This window comes from Agrococcus sp. UYP10 (assembly GCF_040547205.1).
Taxonomy (GTDB): Bacteria; Actinomycetota; Actinomycetes; order Actinomycetales; family Microbacteriaceae; genus Agrococcus; species Agrococcus jenensis.
On record NZ_JBEPPG010000001.1, the window covers coordinates 2,515,770 to 2,534,859 of the forward strand.

17 protein-coding genes are annotated in these 19,090 nt (G+C 73.0%); 13 read left to right on the forward strand and 4 right to left on the reverse strand.

Annotation, left to right across the window (positions count from 1 at the left end; genetic code table 11):
• Positions 1 to 8: 8 nt before the first annotated feature.
• Complete coding sequence (locus ABIB37_RS12340; RefSeq protein WP_354260776.1) at positions 9 to 1,292, forward strand: cysteine--1-D-myo-inosityl 2-amino-2-deoxy-alpha-D-glucopyranoside ligase; 1,284 nt, start codon at positions 9 to 11, stop codon at positions 1,290 to 1,292.
• A 141-nt stretch (positions 1,293 to 1,433) separates the two neighbouring features.
• Here the strand turns inward: ABIB37_RS12340 and ABIB37_RS12345 are convergent, their stop codons facing one another.
• The gene (locus ABIB37_RS12345; protein WP_354260778.1) at positions 1,434 to 2,372 is read right to left on the reverse strand and encodes a PAC2 family protein; all 939 of its coding nucleotides are present in this window, start codon (positions 2,370 to 2,372) and stop codon (positions 1,434 to 1,436) included.
• A 124-nt stretch (positions 2,373 to 2,496) separates the two neighbouring features.
• Here ABIB37_RS12345 and ABIB37_RS12350 point away from each other — a divergent pair, with 124 nt between their 5' ends.
• The 10 genes from ABIB37_RS12350 (at position 2,497) to ABIB37_RS12395 (ending at position 13,068) form a co-directional block, all read left to right on the forward strand.
• Positions 2,497 to 3,168: an HAD family hydrolase gene (locus ABIB37_RS12350; RefSeq protein ID WP_354260780.1), complete on the forward strand. Its 672-nt coding sequence runs from the start codon at positions 2,497 to 2,499 to the stop codon at positions 3,166 to 3,168.
• The gene (locus ABIB37_RS12355; protein WP_502914052.1) at positions 3,165 to 4,223 is read left to right on the forward strand and encodes a tRNA (adenine-N1)-methyltransferase; all 1,059 of its coding nucleotides are present in this window, start codon (positions 3,165 to 3,167) and stop codon (positions 4,221 to 4,223) included. The genes ABIB37_RS12350 and ABIB37_RS12355 overlap by 4 nt, the downstream gene beginning before the upstream one ends.
• Positions 4,224 to 4,255: 32 nt before the next feature.
• Positions 4,256 to 5,236 (forward strand): FKBP-type peptidyl-prolyl cis-trans isomerase, encoded by a 981-nt coding sequence (locus ABIB37_RS12360; protein WP_354260782.1) that lies wholly within the window; start codon positions 4,256 to 4,258, stop codon positions 5,234 to 5,236.
• Positions 5,237 to 5,246: 10 nt separating this feature from the next.
• Positions 5,247 to 6,257, forward strand: a complete 1,011-nt coding sequence (locus ABIB37_RS12365; RefSeq protein ID WP_354260784.1) for a helix-turn-helix transcriptional regulator — start codon at positions 5,247 to 5,249, stop codon at positions 6,255 to 6,257.
• Positions 6,254 to 7,207, forward strand: a complete 954-nt coding sequence (locus ABIB37_RS12370; RefSeq protein ID WP_354260786.1) for a helix-turn-helix transcriptional regulator — start codon at positions 6,254 to 6,256, stop codon at positions 7,205 to 7,207. Before ABIB37_RS12365 ends, ABIB37_RS12370 begins: the two co-directional genes overlap by 4 nt.
• A 71-nt stretch (positions 7,208 to 7,278) precedes the next feature.
• The gene (gene tatA, locus ABIB37_RS12375) at positions 7,279 to 7,491 is read left to right on the forward strand and encodes a twin-arginine translocase TatA/TatE family subunit (protein WP_354260788.1); all 213 of its coding nucleotides are present in this window, start codon (positions 7,279 to 7,281) and stop codon (positions 7,489 to 7,491) included.
• A gap of 4 nt (positions 7,492 to 7,495) precedes the next feature.
• Positions 7,496 to 8,281 carry a twin-arginine translocase subunit TatC gene (tatC, locus tag ABIB37_RS12380; RefSeq protein WP_354260790.1) on the forward strand — a complete coding sequence of 262 codons (786 nt, stop codon included), beginning with the start codon at positions 7,496 to 7,498 and terminating at the stop codon, positions 8,279 to 8,281.
• Positions 8,278 to 10,707, forward strand: coding sequence for a DEAD/DEAH box helicase (locus ABIB37_RS12385; RefSeq protein ID WP_354260791.1), 2,430 nt, complete (start codon positions 8,278 to 8,280; stop codon positions 10,705 to 10,707). The genes tatC and ABIB37_RS12385 overlap by 4 nt, the downstream gene beginning before the upstream one ends.
• Positions 10,704 to 12,347, forward strand: coding sequence for an apolipoprotein N-acyltransferase (gene lnt, locus ABIB37_RS12390; RefSeq protein WP_354260792.1), 1,644 nt, complete (start codon positions 10,704 to 10,706; stop codon positions 12,345 to 12,347). Before ABIB37_RS12385 ends, lnt begins: the two co-directional genes overlap by 4 nt.
• On the forward strand, positions 12,340 to 13,068 hold the full coding sequence (locus ABIB37_RS12395; RefSeq protein ID WP_354260794.1) for a polyprenol monophosphomannose synthase: 729 nt from the start codon (positions 12,340 to 12,342) through the stop codon (positions 13,066 to 13,068). Before lnt ends, ABIB37_RS12395 begins: the two co-directional genes overlap by 8 nt.
• 635 nt (positions 13,069 to 13,703) lie before the next feature.
• Here the strand turns inward: ABIB37_RS12395 and ABIB37_RS12400 are convergent.
• From ABIB37_RS12400 to ABIB37_RS12410, 3 genes are read right to left on the reverse strand one after another with little or no spacing between them, the layout of a single operon-like run.
• On the reverse strand, positions 13,704 to 14,462 hold the full coding sequence (locus ABIB37_RS12400; RefSeq protein ID WP_354260796.1) for a glycerophosphodiester phosphodiesterase family protein: 759 nt from the start codon (positions 14,460 to 14,462) through the stop codon (positions 13,704 to 13,706).
• Positions 14,459 to 15,706, reverse strand: coding sequence for an SPFH domain-containing protein (locus ABIB37_RS12405; RefSeq protein ID WP_354260798.1), 1,248 nt, complete (start codon positions 15,704 to 15,706; stop codon positions 14,459 to 14,461). Before ABIB37_RS12405 ends, ABIB37_RS12400 begins: the two co-directional genes overlap by 4 nt.
• Before the next feature lie 15 nt (positions 15,707 to 15,721).
• Positions 15,722 to 16,180 (reverse strand): NfeD family protein, encoded by a 459-nt coding sequence (locus ABIB37_RS12410; protein WP_245989878.1) that lies wholly within the window; start codon positions 16,178 to 16,180, stop codon positions 15,722 to 15,724.
• Positions 16,181 to 16,289: 109 nt separating this feature from the next.
• Here ABIB37_RS12410 and ABIB37_RS12415 point away from each other — a divergent pair, with 109 nt between their 5' ends.
• Together ABIB37_RS12415 and ABIB37_RS12420 are read left to right on the forward strand one after the other, a co-directional pair.
• The gene (locus ABIB37_RS12415) at positions 16,290 to 17,081 is read left to right on the forward strand and encodes an SDR family oxidoreductase (RefSeq protein ID WP_354260800.1); all 792 of its coding nucleotides are present in this window, start codon (positions 16,290 to 16,292) and stop codon (positions 17,079 to 17,081) included.
• Complete coding sequence (locus ABIB37_RS12420) at positions 17,081 to 19,090, forward strand: S9 family peptidase (protein ID WP_354260802.1); 2,010 nt, start codon at positions 17,081 to 17,083, stop codon at positions 19,088 to 19,090. The genes ABIB37_RS12415 and ABIB37_RS12420 overlap by 1 nt, the downstream gene beginning before the upstream one ends.

Sequence of the window (19,090 nt, forward strand, 5' to 3'; positions counted from 1 at the left end):
GGCGTGCAGTGAGGTCCTGGCAGCGCGCGGAGGTGCCGTCGCTCGACGCGCTCGGGCACGGCACGGGGGAGCGTCCGAGCGTGCACGACGTGCGGCGAGACGGCCGCGCGGTGATCCCCGCCGGCGGTCCGGAGGGCCGGCCGGTGGCATCCATGTACACGTGCGGCATCACGCCCTACGACGCGACCCACCTGGGCCACGCGTTCACCTACCTCGCGTTCGACACGCTCACGCGCGTGTGGCTCGACGCCGGGCTCGAGGTGCGCACGGCGATGAACTCGACCGACGTCGACGACCCGCTGCTCGAGCGCGCCGCGCGCGACGGCGTGGACTGGCGCGAGCTCGCCGATCGCCAGCAGCAGCTGTTCCGCGGCGACATGGAGGCGCTGCGCGTCCTGCCGCCCGACTCCTGGGTCGCGGTGACCGAGCGCATCCAGCCCATCGCCGAGGCGGTGCAGCGGATGCTCGACACCGGTGACGCCTACACGCTCCCGGCCGAGGGCGCTGTCGACGCGAACGGTGTCGACGTGCTGTTCGACTCGACGAAGCGGCGCCAGTTCCCGATGGGCACGGGCAGCCGCACCGGTACCGACGAGATGCTCGAGCTGACCCGCGAGTTCGGCGGCGATCCCGATCGCCCCGGCAAGCGCTCGCCGCTCGACCCGCTGCTCTGGCGCGCCGAGCGCCCGGGGGAGCCCGCGTGGGACTCGCCGGTCGGCCGCGGGCGTCCCGGCTGGCACGTCGAGTGCACCGCGATCGCGATGGAGGAGCTCGGCGCGCCGTTCACGGTGGCGGCGGGCGGCCGCGACCTGCGCTTCCCGCACCAGGAGATGCAGGGGCACCACGCGCTCGCGCTCGGCGCGCCGATGTTCAGCGACGTGCGCCTCAACGCCGGGCTCGTCGCGTTCGAGGGCGAGAAGATGTCGAAGTCGCTCGGCAACCTCGTGCTCGTCTCGCGGCTGCTGCAGGAGGGCGCACGGCCCGCCGCAGTGCGGCTCGCGCTGCTCGACCACCACTGGCGCGAGGACTGGGAGTGGTTCCCGGAGATGCTCGAGGCTGCGGAGCAGCGGCTCGACCGCTGGCTCGCGTGGTCGACGACGCCCGACGACGACCCGTCGCTCGCGGAGTCGATCGTGCCGTGGCTCCGCGTGACGCTCGCCGACGACCTGCACACGCCGGCGGCGCTGCAGGCGGTGGATGCATTCATCCTGCGTGCGCCCGCCGACGAGGGCAGCCTCGCCGCGATCGATGCGCTGCTGGGGATCGACCTGCGGAGCGTCGAGCCGCGCTGACCCGGCTGCCGGCTGCCGGTCAGCCGGGCCCGCGGTGAGCGGCTCTCGCCGCGACGGGTGGGCTCACCCGCGAGGGGCGGTGCTGCAGCCCCACCTGCCGCGGGCCGGGCCACCGGTCGGCGAGCGGACCCGCCGGGAGGGTCAGACCGGCGGCGCCGGCGGGGCGTCGTCGTCGTCGGCCGCTGCCGGCCCGTCCGTCGGCTTCTTGCTCTCGTCGCGCAGGAATCGCTCGAACTCGTGCGCGATCGCCTCGCCCGACGCCTCCGGGCTCTCGACCGCATCGCGCTGCTCCTCGAGCTTGCCGATGTAGGCGCGCATGTCGTCGTCGCGCTCGGTGAGCTCGTCGATCCCGCGCTCCCACTCGCCCGACTGCTCGACGAGGTCGCCGAGCGGGATCGTGACGTCGACCATCTCGGACAGCTGGTCGACGAGCGCGATGACGGCCTTGGGCGCGGGCGCGTTGTGCACGTAGTGCGGCACGGATGCCCACAGCGACGCGGTGCGGACGCCCGCCTCCTGCGCCGCGAGCGACAGCACCGTCATGATGCCCGTCGGCCCCTCGTACTCGCTCTGCAGCACCCCGAGGCGCGCCTGCAGCTCGCGGCTGTCGCTCGTGATCGACGTCGAGATGGGCCGGGTGTGCGGCACGTCGGCGAGCATCGCGCCGACGAACACGATCGCGTCGACCTCGCAGCCGCGCACGATCTCGAGGAACTCCGAGGCGTACGCAGTCCAGTTGCGGCTCGGCTCCGCACCGACGAGCGCGAAGATCTCGCCCTCGTTGCCGCTCGAGACGTCGAGCCCCGCGTCCTCGGCGAGCGCCTCGCGGCTCGACGGCTTGGTCGGCGCATAGGCGATCGTCGACGGCCACTGCAGCGCGCGCGTGCCGTCCTCGAGCGTGCGCACCACCGGGCGGTGCATCGCGAAGTCGACGAACTCATCCGGTTCGATCTCGTCGAACGCCTCGAGCTCGCACGCCTCGATGAGCCGGCGCACCGCGCCGCTCGCCGCGTCGCCGGCATCCGTCCAGCCCTCGAACGCGACCACCATGATGCGGCCCTCGATCGGTCCTCGTGCCACGCCTGGCACCTCCTCCACGTCAAGCGCCGAGTCTACGCGCGCGCGGTGGCGCTGAGAGCGCGGAGCCCGACGCCGCAGCCACGGCCCGTCGGAGCCGCCGACCCCGCGCGACTAGGCTGGCTCGGTGATCTCGCCTGCCGCCGTGCTGTTCGACATGGACGGCACCCTCATCGACTCGGAGCCGTCGTGGATGGCCGCCGAGGCCCGCCTCGCCGCCGAGTTCGGCATCCCCTGGACCGCCGACGACGCGGAGTCGCTCGTCGGCATCGACCTCTGGGACGGCGCCCGCGCGTTCATCGCCCGCGGCGTGCCGCTCGAGGCCGACGCCATCGTCGAGCGCCTCGTCAGCGAGGTGATCGCCGACCTCGGCGACACCCTGCCCGCCCGCCCCGGCGCGCTCGAGCTGCTGCGCCAGCTGCGCGAGCAGGGCGTCCCCGTCGCGCTCGTCACGATGTCGACCCGCGCGCTCGTCGACCGCATCGAGGCCGCCTTCGCCGCGGCGCTCGGCACCGCGCCCTTCGACGCGACCGTCGCGGGCGACGAGTGCGAGCGCGGCAAGCCGCACCCCGAGCCCTACCTGCGCGGCGCGTCGCTGCTCGGCGTCGACCCGGCGGATGCGGTCGCGATCGAGGACTCGTTCACCGGCGTCGCGAGCGCGCTCGCCGCGGGCATCACCACGATCGGCGTGCCGCACGCCGTCGACGTCTCGCGCGTGCCCGGCGTCATCCACTGGCCCACCCTCGCCGGGCGCACCCCGGCAGACCTCGCGGCCGCGATCAGAGAGGCCCGCGCATGATGGGCAGGACCGGTCCCTTCCAGTGGGGCGACGTGGTGCAGGTCACCGGCCCGAAGCAGCGGATGAACACGATCGTGCTCACCGAGGGCAAGCACCTCCACACCCAGCACGGCTCCGTGCCGCACGAGGGCTTCGTCGGCGCCGACGACGGCTCGCTCGTCATGGTGGGGGAGGCCCCGCACCTCGCGATCCGCCCGCTGCTGCACGACTACGTCATGTCGATGCCGCGCGGCGCCGCGATCATCTACCCGAAGGACGCGGCGCACATCGTCGGCTTCGCCGACATCCACCCCGACCTCACGGTCGTCGAGGCGGGCGTGGGCTCCGGCGCGCTCTCGCTGTTCCTGCTGCGCGCGCTGCACGGCACCGGCCGGCTCGTCTCGTTCGAGCGGCGCGAGGAGTTCCGCGCGGTCGCCGAGTCGAACGTCACCGGCTTCTTCGGCGGCCGCCCCGACAACTGGCAGACGGTGCTCGGCGACCTCGCCGAGGAGCTGCCGGCGCACGTGGCCGACGGCGAGGCCGACCGCGTGCTGCTCGACATGCTCGCGCCCTGGGAGTGCGTCGAGGCGACCGCTCGGGCGCTGCGGCCCGGCGGGCTCGTGCTCTGCTACGTCGCGACCGTCACCCAGCTCTCGCGCACCGTCGAGGCGATCCGCGCCGACGGCCGCTTCACGGCGCCGAAGTCGTCGGAGACGCTCGTGCGCGGCTGGCACGTCGAGGGGCTCGCGGTGCGGCCCGACCACCGGATGGTCGCGCACACCGGCTTCCTCATGACGGCCCGGCGCGTCGCCGACGGCGTCGACCTGCCGTCGTTCCGCCGCCGCGCCGCGAAGGCCGACTTCGCCGACGCCGACATCGAGGCGTGGACCCCTGGCGCGGTCGGCGACCGCACGCCGAGCGACAAGCGCGCCCGTCGGGCGGCGCGCGACGCGCGCATCCAGGCGGAGGCGATCACGAGCGGCGGGCGCCCTGCGGCCGCTGCCACGACGGCCCCGTCGACGCCTGCCGACCCGACCCCGCCGGACGCGGCCGAGTCGGCCGCGCAGGTAGACTGACCCGAGCCTCCCCGACCCCGAAAGGCACCGCCGTGCGCACACGCCCCCTCTCGATCGCCGCGCTGCTCGTCGCAGCAGCCGGCCTCACCGCGTGCCAGGCGCCTGCGGGCAGCATCGACGGCTGCGGGCCACTCCTGCAGCCGGGGGCCGCGACGAGCCAGGTGAGCGTCGAGCAGGCGGAGGGCGCACCGACCGTCGAGTTCGAGATCCCGCTCGTCTCCGACGGCGACCAGGCGCAGGTGCTCGGCGGCGAGGGCAAGCGCGCGAGCGAGGGCGACATCGTCGACGCCGACTACGTCGTCTACTCCGGCAAGACCGGCGCCCTCATCTCCAGCTCCTACGAGGCATCGGCCGAGGGCCAGCCGCCCGCGACCCCGCTGCGCCTCACGGCCGGCGGCGAATCGGTGCTCGCCGACGCCGTCGCGTGCGGCGCTCCGGGCGCGAGCATCGTCGTGACGACCACCATCTCGAGCCTCTTCGGCCCGACGGCGGAGTCGCCGGAGCTCGACATCACGCCGGCCGACACCGCCGTCGTCGTGCTCGGCGTCAGCGACGTGCGCGCGGGCCGCGCCGAGGGCAGCGCACGCCCCGGCCAGCAGGGCATGCCCGCGATCGCGCTCGCCCCCGACGGCCGCCCCGGCGTCACCTTCCCCGGCAGCCCCGCCCCCGCGGACCTCACCGTGATGCAGAGCATCCGCGGCACGGGCGAGGAGGTCGCCGAGGGCGACCGCCTGCTGCTGCACTACACCGGCATCGTCTGGGAGACCGAGGAGGTGTTCGACTCGTCGTGGGAGACGGGCGCGCCCGCGGTCTTCACGATCGACGACGCCAGCCTCATCCCCGGATTCGTGGATGCCGTGGTCGGCCAGCCGATCGGCAGCCAGGTCGTGGTCTCGATCCCGCAGGAGCTCGGCTACGACGACCCGGCGACGCGCCCCGCGTCGATCGGCGAGGGCGAGCACCTCCTGTTCGTGATCGACATCCTCGACCGTCTCGAGCCCGCCGCCGAATGACCGCGAGCTGATGGCACGCATCGAGGCCGAGGAGCGGCAGTTCTCGCTCCTGCTCGCGCTCGTCGACACGCGCGGCGGCGTCACGAAGCACGAGCTCTTCGAGCGCGTCGCCGGCTACCAGGGGCAGCGGCCGGGTGACGCGCTCGAGCGCATGTTCGAGCGCGACAAGGATGCGCTGCGCGAGCTGGGCATCGTCATCGACGTCGTGCAGCCCCCGGGCGACGACAGCAACCACGACGCCCGCTACCGCGTGCTCGACGGCGTGCTCGGCGACCCCGCGGAGCTGCAGTTCGACGCCGAGGAGCGCGAGCTGCTCGACCTCGCGCTGCGCGTCTGGCACGAGGGCGGCCTCACCGAGGAGGCGCAGCGCGCCGCGCTCAAGCTGCGCGCCGACCCGGAGTTCCGCGGCGGCCTGCCGCTCGAGCGCACCCCCGGCCGCAGCGAGGCGGCCGACGTGCTGCAGCCGCGCCAGCGTCCGCGCGAGAGCGCGTTCCAGGCGCTGAAGCGCGCCGCCGATCGCGGCCGCGAGGTGGTCTTCGACTACCTGAAGCCGGGCGAGCGCACGCCGCGCACCCGCACGGTGCAGCCCTGGGCGACCGTGCTGTTCCGGGGGCGGTGGATGCTCGTCGGCCACGACCTCGGCGCGGAGGACACCCGCACGTTCCTCATGCAGCGCATCGTCTCACCGGTGCGCGACCGCGCGCCGAAGCGGCCGTTCGAGGCTCCGGCCGACGCCGCGTCGGCGGCGATCGAGAAGCTCGAGGAGATCTGGCGCAGCGCAACGGTGCGCGTGCTCGCGGTGCCCGGCAGCGACGCCGACATCCGCCTGCGCCACCGGCCCGACACCGCCGAGGAGGGCCGTCTGCTCGTGATCCACCACGCCGACCGGCACGTCGTCGCCGACGAGCTGGCAGGCTTCGGCGCGGACATCGCCGTCGTCTGGCCCGACGAGCAGCGCGAGCTCGTGCGCCAGCGGCTCGAGCGCATCCGCGACGCGCACGCCGACGGGAACGGTTCGTGAGCGCCGGTCGAGTCGAGCGCGGCCTCGGGCTGCTGCTGTCGCTCATCCAGTACGTCAGCGCATCGGGCTCCGCATCCGTCGAGGAGGCGGCACGCCACTTCGGCGTCGACCAGGAGCGCATCCGCGAGGCGGTGCAGCGGGTGTTCATGTCAGGCGTGCCCGACGGCGCCGGCGACTTCGTGCGCTTCGACATCGACGTCGACGCGTTCGAGGAGCAGGACATCATCGCCGTGACGATGCGGCCCGCCTTCGAGGACGAGACGCTGCGGCTCTCGCCGCGCGAGGCGAGCGCGCTCATCGCGGGGCTTGCGCTCGTCGCCGGCTACACCGACGCATCGCCCGAGCGCGTCGAGGCGCTGCGCGCCAAGCTCCGCCGCGCCGCGTCGACGGGCGCCGACACCGTCGCCGTCGACGCCCGCGCCGTGCCGCGCACCGCGCAGGTCGTGCGCGACGCCATCCGCGACCGCCGGGTGCTCGCGATCGACTACCGCAAGCCCGGCGAGGGCAGCTCGCGTCGCCGCGTCGCCCCCGTGCGCCTGCAGCTGCGCGAGGGGCAGGTCTTCGTCGAGGGCGTCGACCTCGACCGGCAGGGGATGCGCACGTTCCGCCTCGACCGGATCGAGTCGATCGAGCCGGTCGGCGACGCGTGGCCCGAGCAGCTGCCCCCGCATGAGCGGGTGGTCGCCGGCACGGCGCAGGTCGTGGCGACGCGCGCGGCCGCGGCGATGCTCGCCGACTACGCCACGAGCGAGCCCGTCTCGATCGACGGCGAGCGCGTGCGGCTCGACATCGAGGTGTGGAGCGAGCCGAGCGTGCTGCGCGCGGTCGCCGCGTGCGGCGGCGACGCCGAGATCGTCGCGCCCGCGAGCCTGCGCCGCGCGATGCACCGCTTCGCGGTCGAGGCGCTGCGCGGCGCCGATGGCGGCGCCGACGGCGCGCAGCCCGCCTGAGCGCGGAAGCATCGCCCGCGCACGCGGGCCGGTAGGATGGGTGCGTAGGGCAGACGACAGGGGAAACGATCATGGGCGGCTTCTTCAACAACGCGGCATCGCATTGGTGGATCATCCTGATCATCGTCGTGCTCATCTTCGGCGCGACGAAGCTCCCGGCACTTGCGCGGAGCATCGGTCAGTCCGTGAACATCCTGAAGAAGGAGGTCAAGGGCGACGACGCCACGGCCCCCTCCTCGAGCCCGGAGACCGACGACACCGCGTCCAGCACCGACCGGAAGTAGGCGGATGGCCCGCAGAGGCCGCATCGAGAACCGCCAGGGCCGGATGCCGCTAGCCGGGCATCTGCGCGAGTTCAAGCGGCGCTTCCTCATCGCAGGCATCGCCTTCGGGGTGTGCGCGATCGTCGGCTTCTTCCTCGCCGCCCCGGTGCTGCAGCTGCTGAGCGCACCGCTCGACGACCTGCGCGCTCAGGGCCTCGCCGTCGACCTCAACATCACGAACGTCACGCAGGCGTTCGACGTGCAGATGCGCATCGCGTTCATGCTCGGCATCATCCTGTCGAGCCCGATCTGGCTGTGGCAGCTGCTCGCATTCATCGTGCCGGGCCTGCGCAGCGTCGAGCGGCGCTACGTCTTCGGCTTCGTCGGCGCCGCCGTGCCGCTCTTCATCGGCGGCTGCCTGACGGGCTGGTACGTGCTGCCCCGCATCATCAGCCTGTTCGTGGGCTTCACGCCCGCGGGGTTCAGCGCCTACCTCGGTGCGCAGGACTACTGGGACTTCTCGTTCAAGCTCGTCTTCGCCGTCGGCGTCGCCTACGTGCTGCCGGTCATCGTCGTCTTCCTCAACCTCGCCGGCGTCTACGAGGGGACGACCATCCTCAAGGGCTGGCGCTGGGCCGTGCTCGCCGCGACCCTCTTCGGCGCCTTCGTCACCCCCGCGGGGGAGGTGCTCAGCATGTTCATCATCGCCGTGCCGATGATCGTGCTGTACTTCGCCGCCGCCGGGTTCGCCCTCATCGTCGATCGCCGGCGCGCGAAGCGCGCGCTGGCCGAGGAGAGCCGAGTCGCATGAGCCACGCCACCGACGCCTTCGCCCGGGCCATGCCCTTCGGCCTCGACCCCTTCCAGCGGGAGGCGTGCGAGGCGATCGAGGCGGGCTCGAGCGTGCTCGTCGCCGCGCCGACCGGTGCCGGCAAGACCGTCGTGGCGGAGTTCGCGATCCACATGACGATGGAGGCGCCGACCGGCCGGGTCTTCTACACGACGCCGATGAAGGCGCTGTCGAACCAGAAGCACCGCGAGCTCACCGAGGTCTACGGCCCCGCATCCGTCGGCCTCCTCACCGGCGACACCTCGATCAACGGCGACGCCCGGATCGTGGTCATGACCACCGAGGTGCTGCGCAACATGCTCTACGAGGGCCGCGACCTCACCGAGCTCGAGTACGTCGTGATGGACGAGGTGCACTACCTCGCCGACCGCTTCCGCGGCGCCGTCTGGGAGGAGGTCATCATCCACCTCCCGCGGCACGTGCGGATGGTGTCGCTCTCAGCGACCGTCTCGAACGCGGAGGAGTTCGGCGCCTGGCTCGACGCGGTGCGCGGCGACACGCGCGTGATCGTCAGCGAGCACCGGCCGGTGCCGCTCGACGCGCACGTGCACATCCGCGGCCGGCTCGTCGACCTCTTCGACTCGAAGGCGGGCGAGGAGTCGCACAGGCCAGGCCGCGAGCTCGTCGAGCTCGCCCGCGGCAGCGACATCGCCGACTCGGCGTCGCACGGCCATCGCGACCGGGGCGGCCACAACCGCTACCGCTCGCGGCGCCCGGCGAAGGGCGGCCACCGCCCCGGGCCCGGACCCGGCAGGGGCCGTGGCGGCTTCGGCGGCCGGGTCGACCGCGTCGAGCTCATCGCGATGCTCGACGACCGGCAGATGCTGCCGGCGATCGACTTCATCTTCTCGCGCGCCGGATGCGACGCCGCCGTGCGGCAGGTCGTCCAGGGCGGCGTGCGGCTCACGACCCCCGAGGACCGCGCCGAGATCCGCGCGATCGTCGACGAGCGCTGCCGGCTGCTCGACGACGCCGACCTCGGCGTGCTGGGCTACTTCGAGTGGCTCGACGGGCTGGAGCGCGGCGTCGCCGCGCACCACGCGGGGCTGCTGCCGGTGTTCAAGGAGGTCGTCGAGGAGCTCTTTCGCGCGCGGCTCGTCAAGGTCGTCTTCGCGACCGAGACGCTCGCGCTCGGCATCAACATGCCGGCGCGCACGGTCGTGCTCGAGCAGCTCGAGAAGTTCAACGGCGAGGCCCGCGTGCGCATCACGCCGGGGGAGTACACGCAGCTCACTGGCCGCGCCGGTCGCCGAGGCATCGACACCGAGGGCCATGGCGTGGTCGTCTGGAACGGCGCCCTCCAGCCCGCGGAGGTGGCAGGGCTCGCCTCCCGCCGCACCTACCCGCTGCACTCGAGCTTCCGCCCGACCTACAACATGGCGGTCAACCTCGTCGACCGGCTCGGCGTCGTCGGCACCCGCGAGGTGCTCGAGACGTCGTTCGCGCAGTTCCAGGCCGACCGCTCGGTCGTGCAGCTCGCCCGCCGCGTCGTCGACCAGCGCGCGAGCCTCGCCGGCTACGAGGAGTCGATGACGTGCCACCTCGGCGACTTCCGCGAGTACGCGCAGCTGCGGCGCGAGGTGACCGACCTCGAGCGGGACGACCAGCGGCAGGGCCTCAGCCACGGAGACCACGAGCGGCTGCAGCGCGAGCTGAAGCGCGTGCGGGCCGCGATGCGCGCGCATCCGTGCCACGCGTGCCCGGATCGCGAGCAGCACGCCCGCTGGGGCGAGCGCTACTGGCGGCTGCGCCGCGACATCGAGAAGGCGGAGCGGCAGATCGACCGCCGCACCGGCCAGGTCGCGGAGCGCTTCGACCGCATCACCGAGATCCTCCGCGAGCTCGGCTACCTCGAGCAGACCGCTGACGGCGAGCGGGTCTCCGCCGCGGGCGACGTGCTGCGCCGCATCTACGGCGAGCGCGACCTGCTGACCGCCGAGAGCCTCCGCCAGGGCCTGTGGACCGGGCTCGACGCGCCCGCGCTCGCCGCGATCGCCTGCGCGCTCGTCTACGAGGGCAGGCGCGACGACGGCATGCTGCCGGAGCGGATGCTGCCGAAGGGGCCGTTCCTCGACGCGCTCGACGCGACGCAGCGGCTCTGGGCGCAGCTCGACGACCTCGAGCAGGGCCACCGGCTGCCCGGGACCCTGCCGCTGCAGACGGGGCTCACCCTCGCGATGCATCGCTGGTCGCGCGGCTACCAGCTCGAGGCGGTGCTGCAGGACACCGAGCTCGCCGCCGGCGACTTCGTGCGCTGGACGAAGCAGACGATCGACGTGCTCGAGCAGCTCGAGCAGGTGGCGCCGAAGCGCCTCTCGCGCACGGCGGGCGAGGCCGTCGACCGCATCCGCCGCGGCGTCGTCGAGGCGTCCGGATCCGCGCTGTGAGCGCGTCTCGCACTGGCGCGGAGCCGAGCGCCGCGGCCCCCGCGGCGCGGCCGAGCCCCGCGCGCGCAGCGGCGACGCTCCGCCTCCGCGCCCGCCAGCCCCTGCCGCTCGCCTACGCGTGGGCCGCGGCCATCCTCGGTGGCGCGCTGCTGCCGTTCGCCTTCCAGCCGTTCGACTGGTGGTTCCTCGTGGTGCCGGCCGTCGCGCTCGCGCTGGCGTCGCTGCGCGGCCGCACGCTGCCCTCCGCGTTCTGGCTCGGGTTCACCACCGGCGCCATCTTCTTCCTGCTCCACATCCAGTGGATCACCGTCTACCTCGGCGCCGTGCCGCTCGTCGCGCTCACCGCCTGGATGGCGGTCTGGTGGGGACTGGGCGGCATGGCCCTCGCGCTCGCGTGGCGCTGGGGCGAGCCGCGCCTGCAGCGGCCGCTCGGCGCCTTCCTCGGCATGCCGGCGCTGCTCAGCGCCGTCTGGACGCTGCGCGAGTCGCTGTCGTCGAGCGTGCCGTGGGGCGGCTTCGCATGGGGCAGGCTCGCGCACACCCAGGCGTCGAGCCCGCTCGCCGACACGACGAGCTGGGTCGGCTTCGCCGGCCTGACGTTCGTGCTCGCAGCGCTCTCGGCGTTGCTGCTGCAGCTCGTCCTCCACCACCGCACGATCCTACGCCGGCGGCTGACGATCGCGGCGGCAGCGCTCATCGCGGTCGTCGCGATCCCGGCGTTCCCGGTGGAGACGACCGGCACCATCCGCGTCGGTGCGGTCCAGGGTGCGAGTGAGGCCGGCCTGCTGGCGCCGTACACGCGCGGCGAGATCCTGCAGGAGCACGTCGACGCGACCGGGCTGCTCGCCGGTGAGGACCTCGACCTGCTCGTCTGGCCCGAGAACGCGGCCGAGTTCTACGCCGACGAGGATCCCGCGACGCTCGCCGCGCTCGACCGGGTGGCGACGGCGTTCGCCGCGCCGCTCGTCGTCGGCTCGGTGACCCGAGACGGCGACGACACCTACAACGCGCTGCTCCAGGTGGAGCCGGGGGAGGGCGCGGTCGCGGAGTACCGCAAGCGCCACCCGGTACCGTTCGCCGAGTACCTGCCGGAGCGTTGGCTCTTCGAGCCCATCCTCGACGCGCTCGGCTTCCTCGACCTCATCCCGCGCGACTTCTCGGTCGACCCCTCGAGCGCCAACGCCTTCGACGTGGCCGGCGTCTCAGCCGGGCTCGCGATCTGCTTCGACATCATCGACGACCAGCTCGCCAGGGAGATGGTCGCGACGCACGGCGCCGAGATCATCCTGGCGCCGACGAACAACGCCGACTTCGGCCGCGGGTCTGCCGAGAACGTGCAGCAGCTCGCGATCGCGCAGCTGCGCGCCGTCGAGGCGGGCCGCGCGCTCGTGAACATCTCGACGGTGGGCACGAGCGCGATGATCGCGCCCGACGGCACCGTCATCGACCGGCTGCAGCAGTACGAGCCGGGAGCCATGCTCGAGGACCTGCCGCTCTCGACGACCGTCACTCCCGGCATCCGTCTGGGAGCATGGGTCGACGCGGCGCTGTGCATCGGTGCCGCGCTCGCACTGGCCGGGCTCGCGATCGCGAGCCGCGGGCCCCGGCGCAGCACCGACCGAAGGAGCGCGGATGCCTGACGTGATGATCGTCGTCCCGACCTACAACGAGATCGAGACGCTCGAGCGCACGGTCGGCAGGCTCCGCCAGTCGGTGCCGCACGCCGAGCTCGTGATCATCGACGACGGCAGCCCCGACGGCACGGGCGAGCTCGCCGACCGGCTCGCGAAGGGCGACGCGGGCACGCTCGTGATCCACCGCGAGGAGCGCGGCTACCGCTCCGCCGTGATCGAGGGCATGCGCTTCGCCATGGCGCGCGGCGCGACGAAGGTCGTCATCACCGACGCCGACGGCTCCTACGACGCCGACGACCTGCCGGAGCTGCTCGCGGTCTCCGCAGGGGGCGTCGACCTCGTGATCGGCTCGCGGTTCGTCGAGGGCAGCGACGTGCGCAACATGGGCCTGCGCCGGCGCGTGCTGTCGCGCATCGGCAACGCCTATGCGCGCGGGATGCTCGCCACCGGCGTGCAGGACCTCACGAGCTCGCTGCGCGTGTACCGCACGCGCGTGCTCGAGCACGTCGACCTCGACGCCATCCAGGTCGACGCCTACGCCTTCCAGATCGCCATGGCCGTGCGGGTCGCGCAGGCGGGCGGCACGATCGCGGAGGTACCGATCGGCTTCATAGAGCGGGCGGTCGGGGCCTCGAAGATGCGCCTCGCCGAGGAGCTCGCCACCCTCGGCGCGGTCACGAAGTGGTCGCTCGCCGGCGTGCGCGCGCTCCCGAAGGCGCCCCGCTAGCTCGACTCCGCCCGGGAGCCGCCCGGCTCGCGTCGAGTGGTCACTCACGCACCTGAGTGGTCACTCCCGCGGGTGAGTGGTCACTGCCTCGGGTGAGTGGTCACTCCCTCGGGTGAGTGGTCACTCCCGCGGGTGAGTGGTCACTCCCGCGGGTGAGCGGTCACTCCCGCAGGTGAGTGGTCACTACCGCGGGTGAGCGGTCACTCCCGCAGGTGAGTGGTCACTCCCGCAGGTGAGTGGTCACTCCCGCGGGTGAGTGGTCACTCCCGCGGGTGAGTGGTCACTCCCTTCGTGGAGCGCGAACCATGCGTCGGGATGGCTCGGCAGGGATGACCGCGATTCACCCACCGGGTGCATCGGTCACCTTCGATGACCCTTCACGGCCGGCAGCAGCGACTCACATCCCGGAGTGGCCACTCATCCCGGAGTGATCACTCACATGCCGGAGTGATCACTCACATGCCGGAGTGACCACTCACATCCCGGAGTGACCACTCACATCCCGGAGCGACCACTCGCGCGCCGGAATGACCACTCACATCCCGGAATGACCACTCACATCCCGGAGTGACCACTCACGCGCCGGAATGACCACTCACATCCCCGAGTGACCACTCGCGCGCCGGAGTGACCGCTCAGGCGCCGGAGTGACCTCTCACGAGGGGGAGGGCGAGGTCGCAGCGGTCGGTCACGATGCCGTCGACGCCGAGCGCGAGCAGCTCGCGCATCTCGGCCTCGTCGTTGATCGTCCACACGTGCACCTCGACGCCGGCCTGCTGGAAGGCCGCGACGCTCCGCTCAGTGATGATCTCGACGCCCTTCGCGCGGCGCGGCACCTGCAGCGCGACCACCGGCGCGAGGATGCCACGCAGCCGCGAGCGCAGGCCCAGCCGCTGCGCCGCAACCGCCTGCAGCACGATCGACCTCGACGCGCTCGTGGCGACCTCCGGCAGCAGCTGCTGCGCCTGCCGGCGGCGCCGCTCCGAGAACGAGGTGAGCAGCACGCGGTCGACGGCCTTCGCCTCGACGACCGCGCGGACAGCGGGCACGACGGAGGCATCCGACTTCAGGTCGATGTTCCAGCGCGCGTCGGGCAGCGCGAGCAGCGCCTCGCGGAGCCCCGGCACGCCCTCGCCCTGACCGAGGTCGATCTGCTGCAGGTCGCGCCAGAGGGTGCGCTCGATCACGACGTCGGTGCCTGCGACGCGATCGAGCCCGGGATCGTGCGCGAGCACGGCGACGCCGTCGGCGGTCGCGTGCACGTCAGTCTCGAGGAACCTCGCGCCCGCGTCGACGGCCGCGATGAAGGCCATCATCGTGTTCTCCGGCGCGCCGAGGGCGAGCCCGCGATGCGCGAGCACCCTCGGCGGGGCCGGGGTCAGGTACGGGCTCACGCCCGCGGCGAGCCGCCGTCGTCGACGCCCTGGTCGGCGTCCGTGGCGCGCGGCGCCTCAGCGGCGGCCTCGCGCGCGGTCTCGATCGCCTCGCTGTAGTCGGTGTCGGGCGTCTCGTCGGCGAGCGACGTGCTCGACGACACGGTGTCGGTGCGGCCGGCGTCCTGAGGGTCGATGCCGCTCGCCTGCAGCGTCTCGGCGATCGACGGAACCTCGACGTCGCTCACCGAGTCGGCCTGGAAGGTCTCGTCGAGGATCGACGGCTCCGCCGCATCCGAGCGCTTGCCCTTCGGCTTCTGGAACGGCACGTCGGCACGCCCCTCGAGGAAGCCGCGGCCGACGCTCTGCAGCGCCTCCGTGAGCTCGGACGGGATGATCCAGAGCTTGTTCGCGTCGCCCTCGGCGAGCTTCGGCAGCGTCTGCAGGTACTGGTAGGACAGCAGCTTGTCGTCGGCGTCGCCCTCGTGGATGGCGGCGAAGACGCGCTCGATGGCCTCCGACTCACCCTTCGCGAGCAGCACCTGCGCCTCGGCGTCACCCTTCGCGCGGAGCACCTGGGCCTTGGCCTGGCCCTCGGCGCGCAGGATCTCGGACTGGCGGAGACCCTCGGCCTCGAGGATCTGCGACTGCTTCGAGCCCTCGGCGGTGAGGATGGCGGCGCGACGGTCGCGCTCGGCGCGCATCTGCTTCTCCATCGAGTCCTGGATCGAGTGGGGCGGGTCGATCGCCTTGAGCTCGACGCGGCCGACGCGCAGGCCCCACTTGCCGGTGGCCTGGTCGAGCACGTTGCGCAGCTGCCCGTTGATCGTGTCGCGGCTCGTGAGCGCCTCTTCGAGGTTCATGCCACCGACGACGTTGCGGAGCGTGGTGGTCGTGAGCTGCTCGACGGCCGAGAGGTAGTCGGCGATCTCGTAGGTCGCCGCGCGCGCATCCGTCACCTGGAAGTAGACGACGGTGTCGATCGAGACCACGAGGTTGTCCTCGGTGATCACCGGCTGCGGCGGGAAGGATCGCACCTGCTCGCGCATGTCGACGTGGTACGAGACGCGGTCGATGAACGGCACGAGGAAGTTGAGGCCCGGCTGGAGCACGCGGTGGAAGCGGCCGAGCCGCTCGACGACTCCGGTGAAGCCCTGCTTGATGATCCGGATCGACCTGAACAGCGTGACGAGCACGAACAGGACGACGAGGATCACCACGACGAGCAGGAATCCTCCGAGGATGAATTGTCCGTCGATCGGCATGGATGCTCCTTGTGGTTAGCGCTGCGCGGGGACGACGATGGCCGTCGCCCCCTCGATGGCGGTGACGACGATGCGCTCGCCGACGTCGGGATCGCGCTGCTGCGCGGCGGGGGAGAGGCGGGACGTCCAGACATCGCCGTTCGCGAGGGTCACCTCGCCGGCACCGCGCTCGAAGGAGCGCGTCACCTCGCCGGCCATGCCGAGCAGCGCCTCGATGCCCTGCTTGTTGACCTCGCCCGACTCCTGCAGCCGCTCGAGCAGCTTCGGACGGACAAGGAACAGCAGCAGGAGCGCCGCGGCGGCGGCGATGAGGATCTGCACCCACCACGGCAGTCCGGTGATGCTCGAGACGAGGCCGACGGTCGACGCGAGGCCGATCATGAGGAAGGTGAACTCGAGCGTGACCATCTCGATGATGAAGCACACGAGTGCCACCACGAGCCACACGACCCACGCGTACTGGACGAGATCCACCCCTTCAGCATAGGGAGCGGAGCCTGGGATGCGGCCCGGCACGCAGGCGGTCGCGCCAGCGCCCTCGCCGCGGCGTGGCAGTAGGGTCGACGGGAACGAAGGAGCTCCCGTGCCGAACACCGCACCCGCCCATCTCGAGCCAGGCTCGCTCACCGGCCGCACGGCCCTCGTCACCGGCTCGAGCCGCGGCATCGGCGCCGCGACCGTCGCGCTGCTGGCGGCCGCCGGAGCCGATGTCGTCGTCAACTACCGGGCGAAGGCACCGCGGGCCGAGAAGGTCGTCGCAGCCGCCGAGCAGCAGGGCGTGCGAGCGATCGCGGTGCAGGCCGACCTCACCGACGCCGACAGCGTCGCCGCGATGTTCGAGGCGGCGCGGGCGAGCTTCGGCGGCCTCGACATCCTCGTGATGAACGCCTCCGGCGGCATGGAGAGCGGCATGGGCGAGGACTACGCCATGCGCCTCAACCGCGACGCCCAGGTCGCGCTCCTCGACGCGGCGCTGCCGGTGCTGCGCGACGGCGCGCGGGTCGTCTTCGTGACGAGCCACCAGGCGCACTTCATCCTGACCACCCCGACGATGCCCGAGTACGAGGCGGTCGCCCGCTCGAAGCGCGCCGGCGAGGATGCCCTCCGCGAGCGCATCCCGGGGCTTCGGGAGCGCGGCATCGAGCTCGTCGTCGTCTCCGGCGACATGATCGAGGGCACCATCACGGCGACCTTGCTCGAGCGCGCGAACCCCGGCGCGATCGCGAGCCGCCGGGAGGACGCCGGCAAGCTGTACAACGTCGAGGAGTTCGCGCACGAGGTGGCGCTCGCCGCCGTCGAGCCGGTCCCCGATGACAGCACGCGCATCGTGGGCGACGTCTCCGGGTTCGGCGCGGCCGAGGGAGCGCAGGCCTGATGCGCGCCGAGGACATCGAGCAGCTCGTCTCGCTCTCGCGCCCCGCCGTCCACCCGAGCGGCACCTGGGCGGTCGTCGCGACCAGCCGGCCGAGCCTGCGCGCCAACCGCAACGTCGGCCAGCTGTGGCGCGTCTCGCTCACCGACGGCACCCGCCGCCGCATCACCGGCGGCGTCGCCGACCGCGCGCCGCAGCTGTCCGCCGACGGCGAGGCGCTGCTGTTCCTGCGCGCCGACGCGAAGGGCAAGCAGCAGGTGTGGGCGATGCGCGCCGAGGGCGGCGAGCCCGTGCAGGCGACCTCGCTCGACGGCGGCGTCGACGCGTTCGCGATCTCGCCCGAGGGCGACCGGATCGCGTGCACGGGCGCGGTCATCGAGCCCGGCCGCTACGGCTCCGTCGAGGGCCTCGACGCCGCGCACGAGTCGCCGCGCCTCATCACCCGCAACCGCAACCTCGCGAACGGCACCGGCAGCCTCGTCGGCCGCCGGACGCACGTGTTCGTCGCGCCGATGCCCGACCTCGACGCCGAGCCGTTCTACGAGCGCGCACCGCACCCGCACGACCTGCCGTCGACGAGCGACGACCTGCCGCGCACCGCGCCGGCGATCCAGCTGAGCCACGGCGACTTCGATCACGCCGCGCCGGTCTTCTCGAGCGACGGCCGGCGCGTGCTGTGCGTCACCGCTCGCCACGCCACCCGCGACGACGACCTCGTCAACGCGGTCGTCGAGTTCGACGCGCACGTGCCGCAGGGCGAGCCGCACACGATCCTGTCGTCGCGCGCCGGGCTCTCGGTCGACCAGGTGCAGCCCACGCCCGACGGCGGCTTCGTGCTGCTCGCCCAGCGGATGGGCGACTCCGGCCGCGACTTCGTCGCCCGGCACACGCAGCTGCTCGTGCTCGAGCAGCCGGGCGCGCACCCCGAGGAGGTCACCGACGAGAGCGGCGCCGACCTCGGCGAGGGCGGCAGCCACGCGACCGTCGTGGAGGACGGCGTGCTCGTGCAGGAGCGCAACCGCGGCCGCGTGCGGCTGCTCCACGTCACGGGCGGCGGCATCAAGGAGCTCATCGGCGGCGACCTCGAGGTGCTCGGGCACGGCGTGGGCGCGGGCGTCACCGTCGCCACCGTCGCGACCCCGACCTCCGCCGGCGAGGTCGCGGTGCTCGACGACCGCGGCGTCACCGTGGTCACCGACTTCGGCGCGGGTCTGCAGCGCACCGGGATCGTCGAGCCCGTCGAGCACGAGCTCCCCGGTCGCGACGGCGGCTCGGTGCACGGCTGGGTCTGGCTGCCCGAGGGTCCAGGCCCGCACCCGGTGCTGCTCAACATCCACGGCGGCCCGTTCGCGCAGTACAGCATCGGCGTGTTCGACGAGGCCCAGGTCGCGGTCGCGGCCGGCTACGCGGTGGTGCAGTGCAACCCGCGCGGCTCGGCGGGCTACGGGCGCGAGCACGGGCTCGCGATCCGCCAGTCGATGGGCACCGTCGACATGCACGACGTGCTCGACTTCCTCGACGGCGCGATCGCCGCGCATCCCGAGCTCGACGGCCAGCGCCTCGGCGTCATGGGCGGCTCCTACGGCGGCTACCTGACGGCCTGGATCATCGCGAACGACCAGCGCTTCACGGCGGCCATCGTCGAGCGCGGCTTCCTCGACCCGGAGACCTTCGTCGGCACGAGCGACATCGGCTGGTTCTTCGGCGGCGAGTACACCGGCACCGACGCCGAGGCGGTGCGCGCGCAGAGCCCGATGGCGCGCGTGGGCGACGTGCGCACGCCGACGCTCGTCGTGCACTCCGAGGAGGACTGGCGCTGCCCGCCCGAGCAGGCGCAGCGCTACTGGGCGGCGCTCAAGCGCCAGGGCGTCGAGACGGCGCTGCTGCTCTTCCCCGGCGAGAACCACGAGCTGACGCGCTCCGGCCAGCCGCGGCACCGGGTGGAGCGCTTCGAGCACGTGCTGCGCTGGTGGGCGAAGCACCTGCCGACGGCGCAGAACCACGGCGCCTGA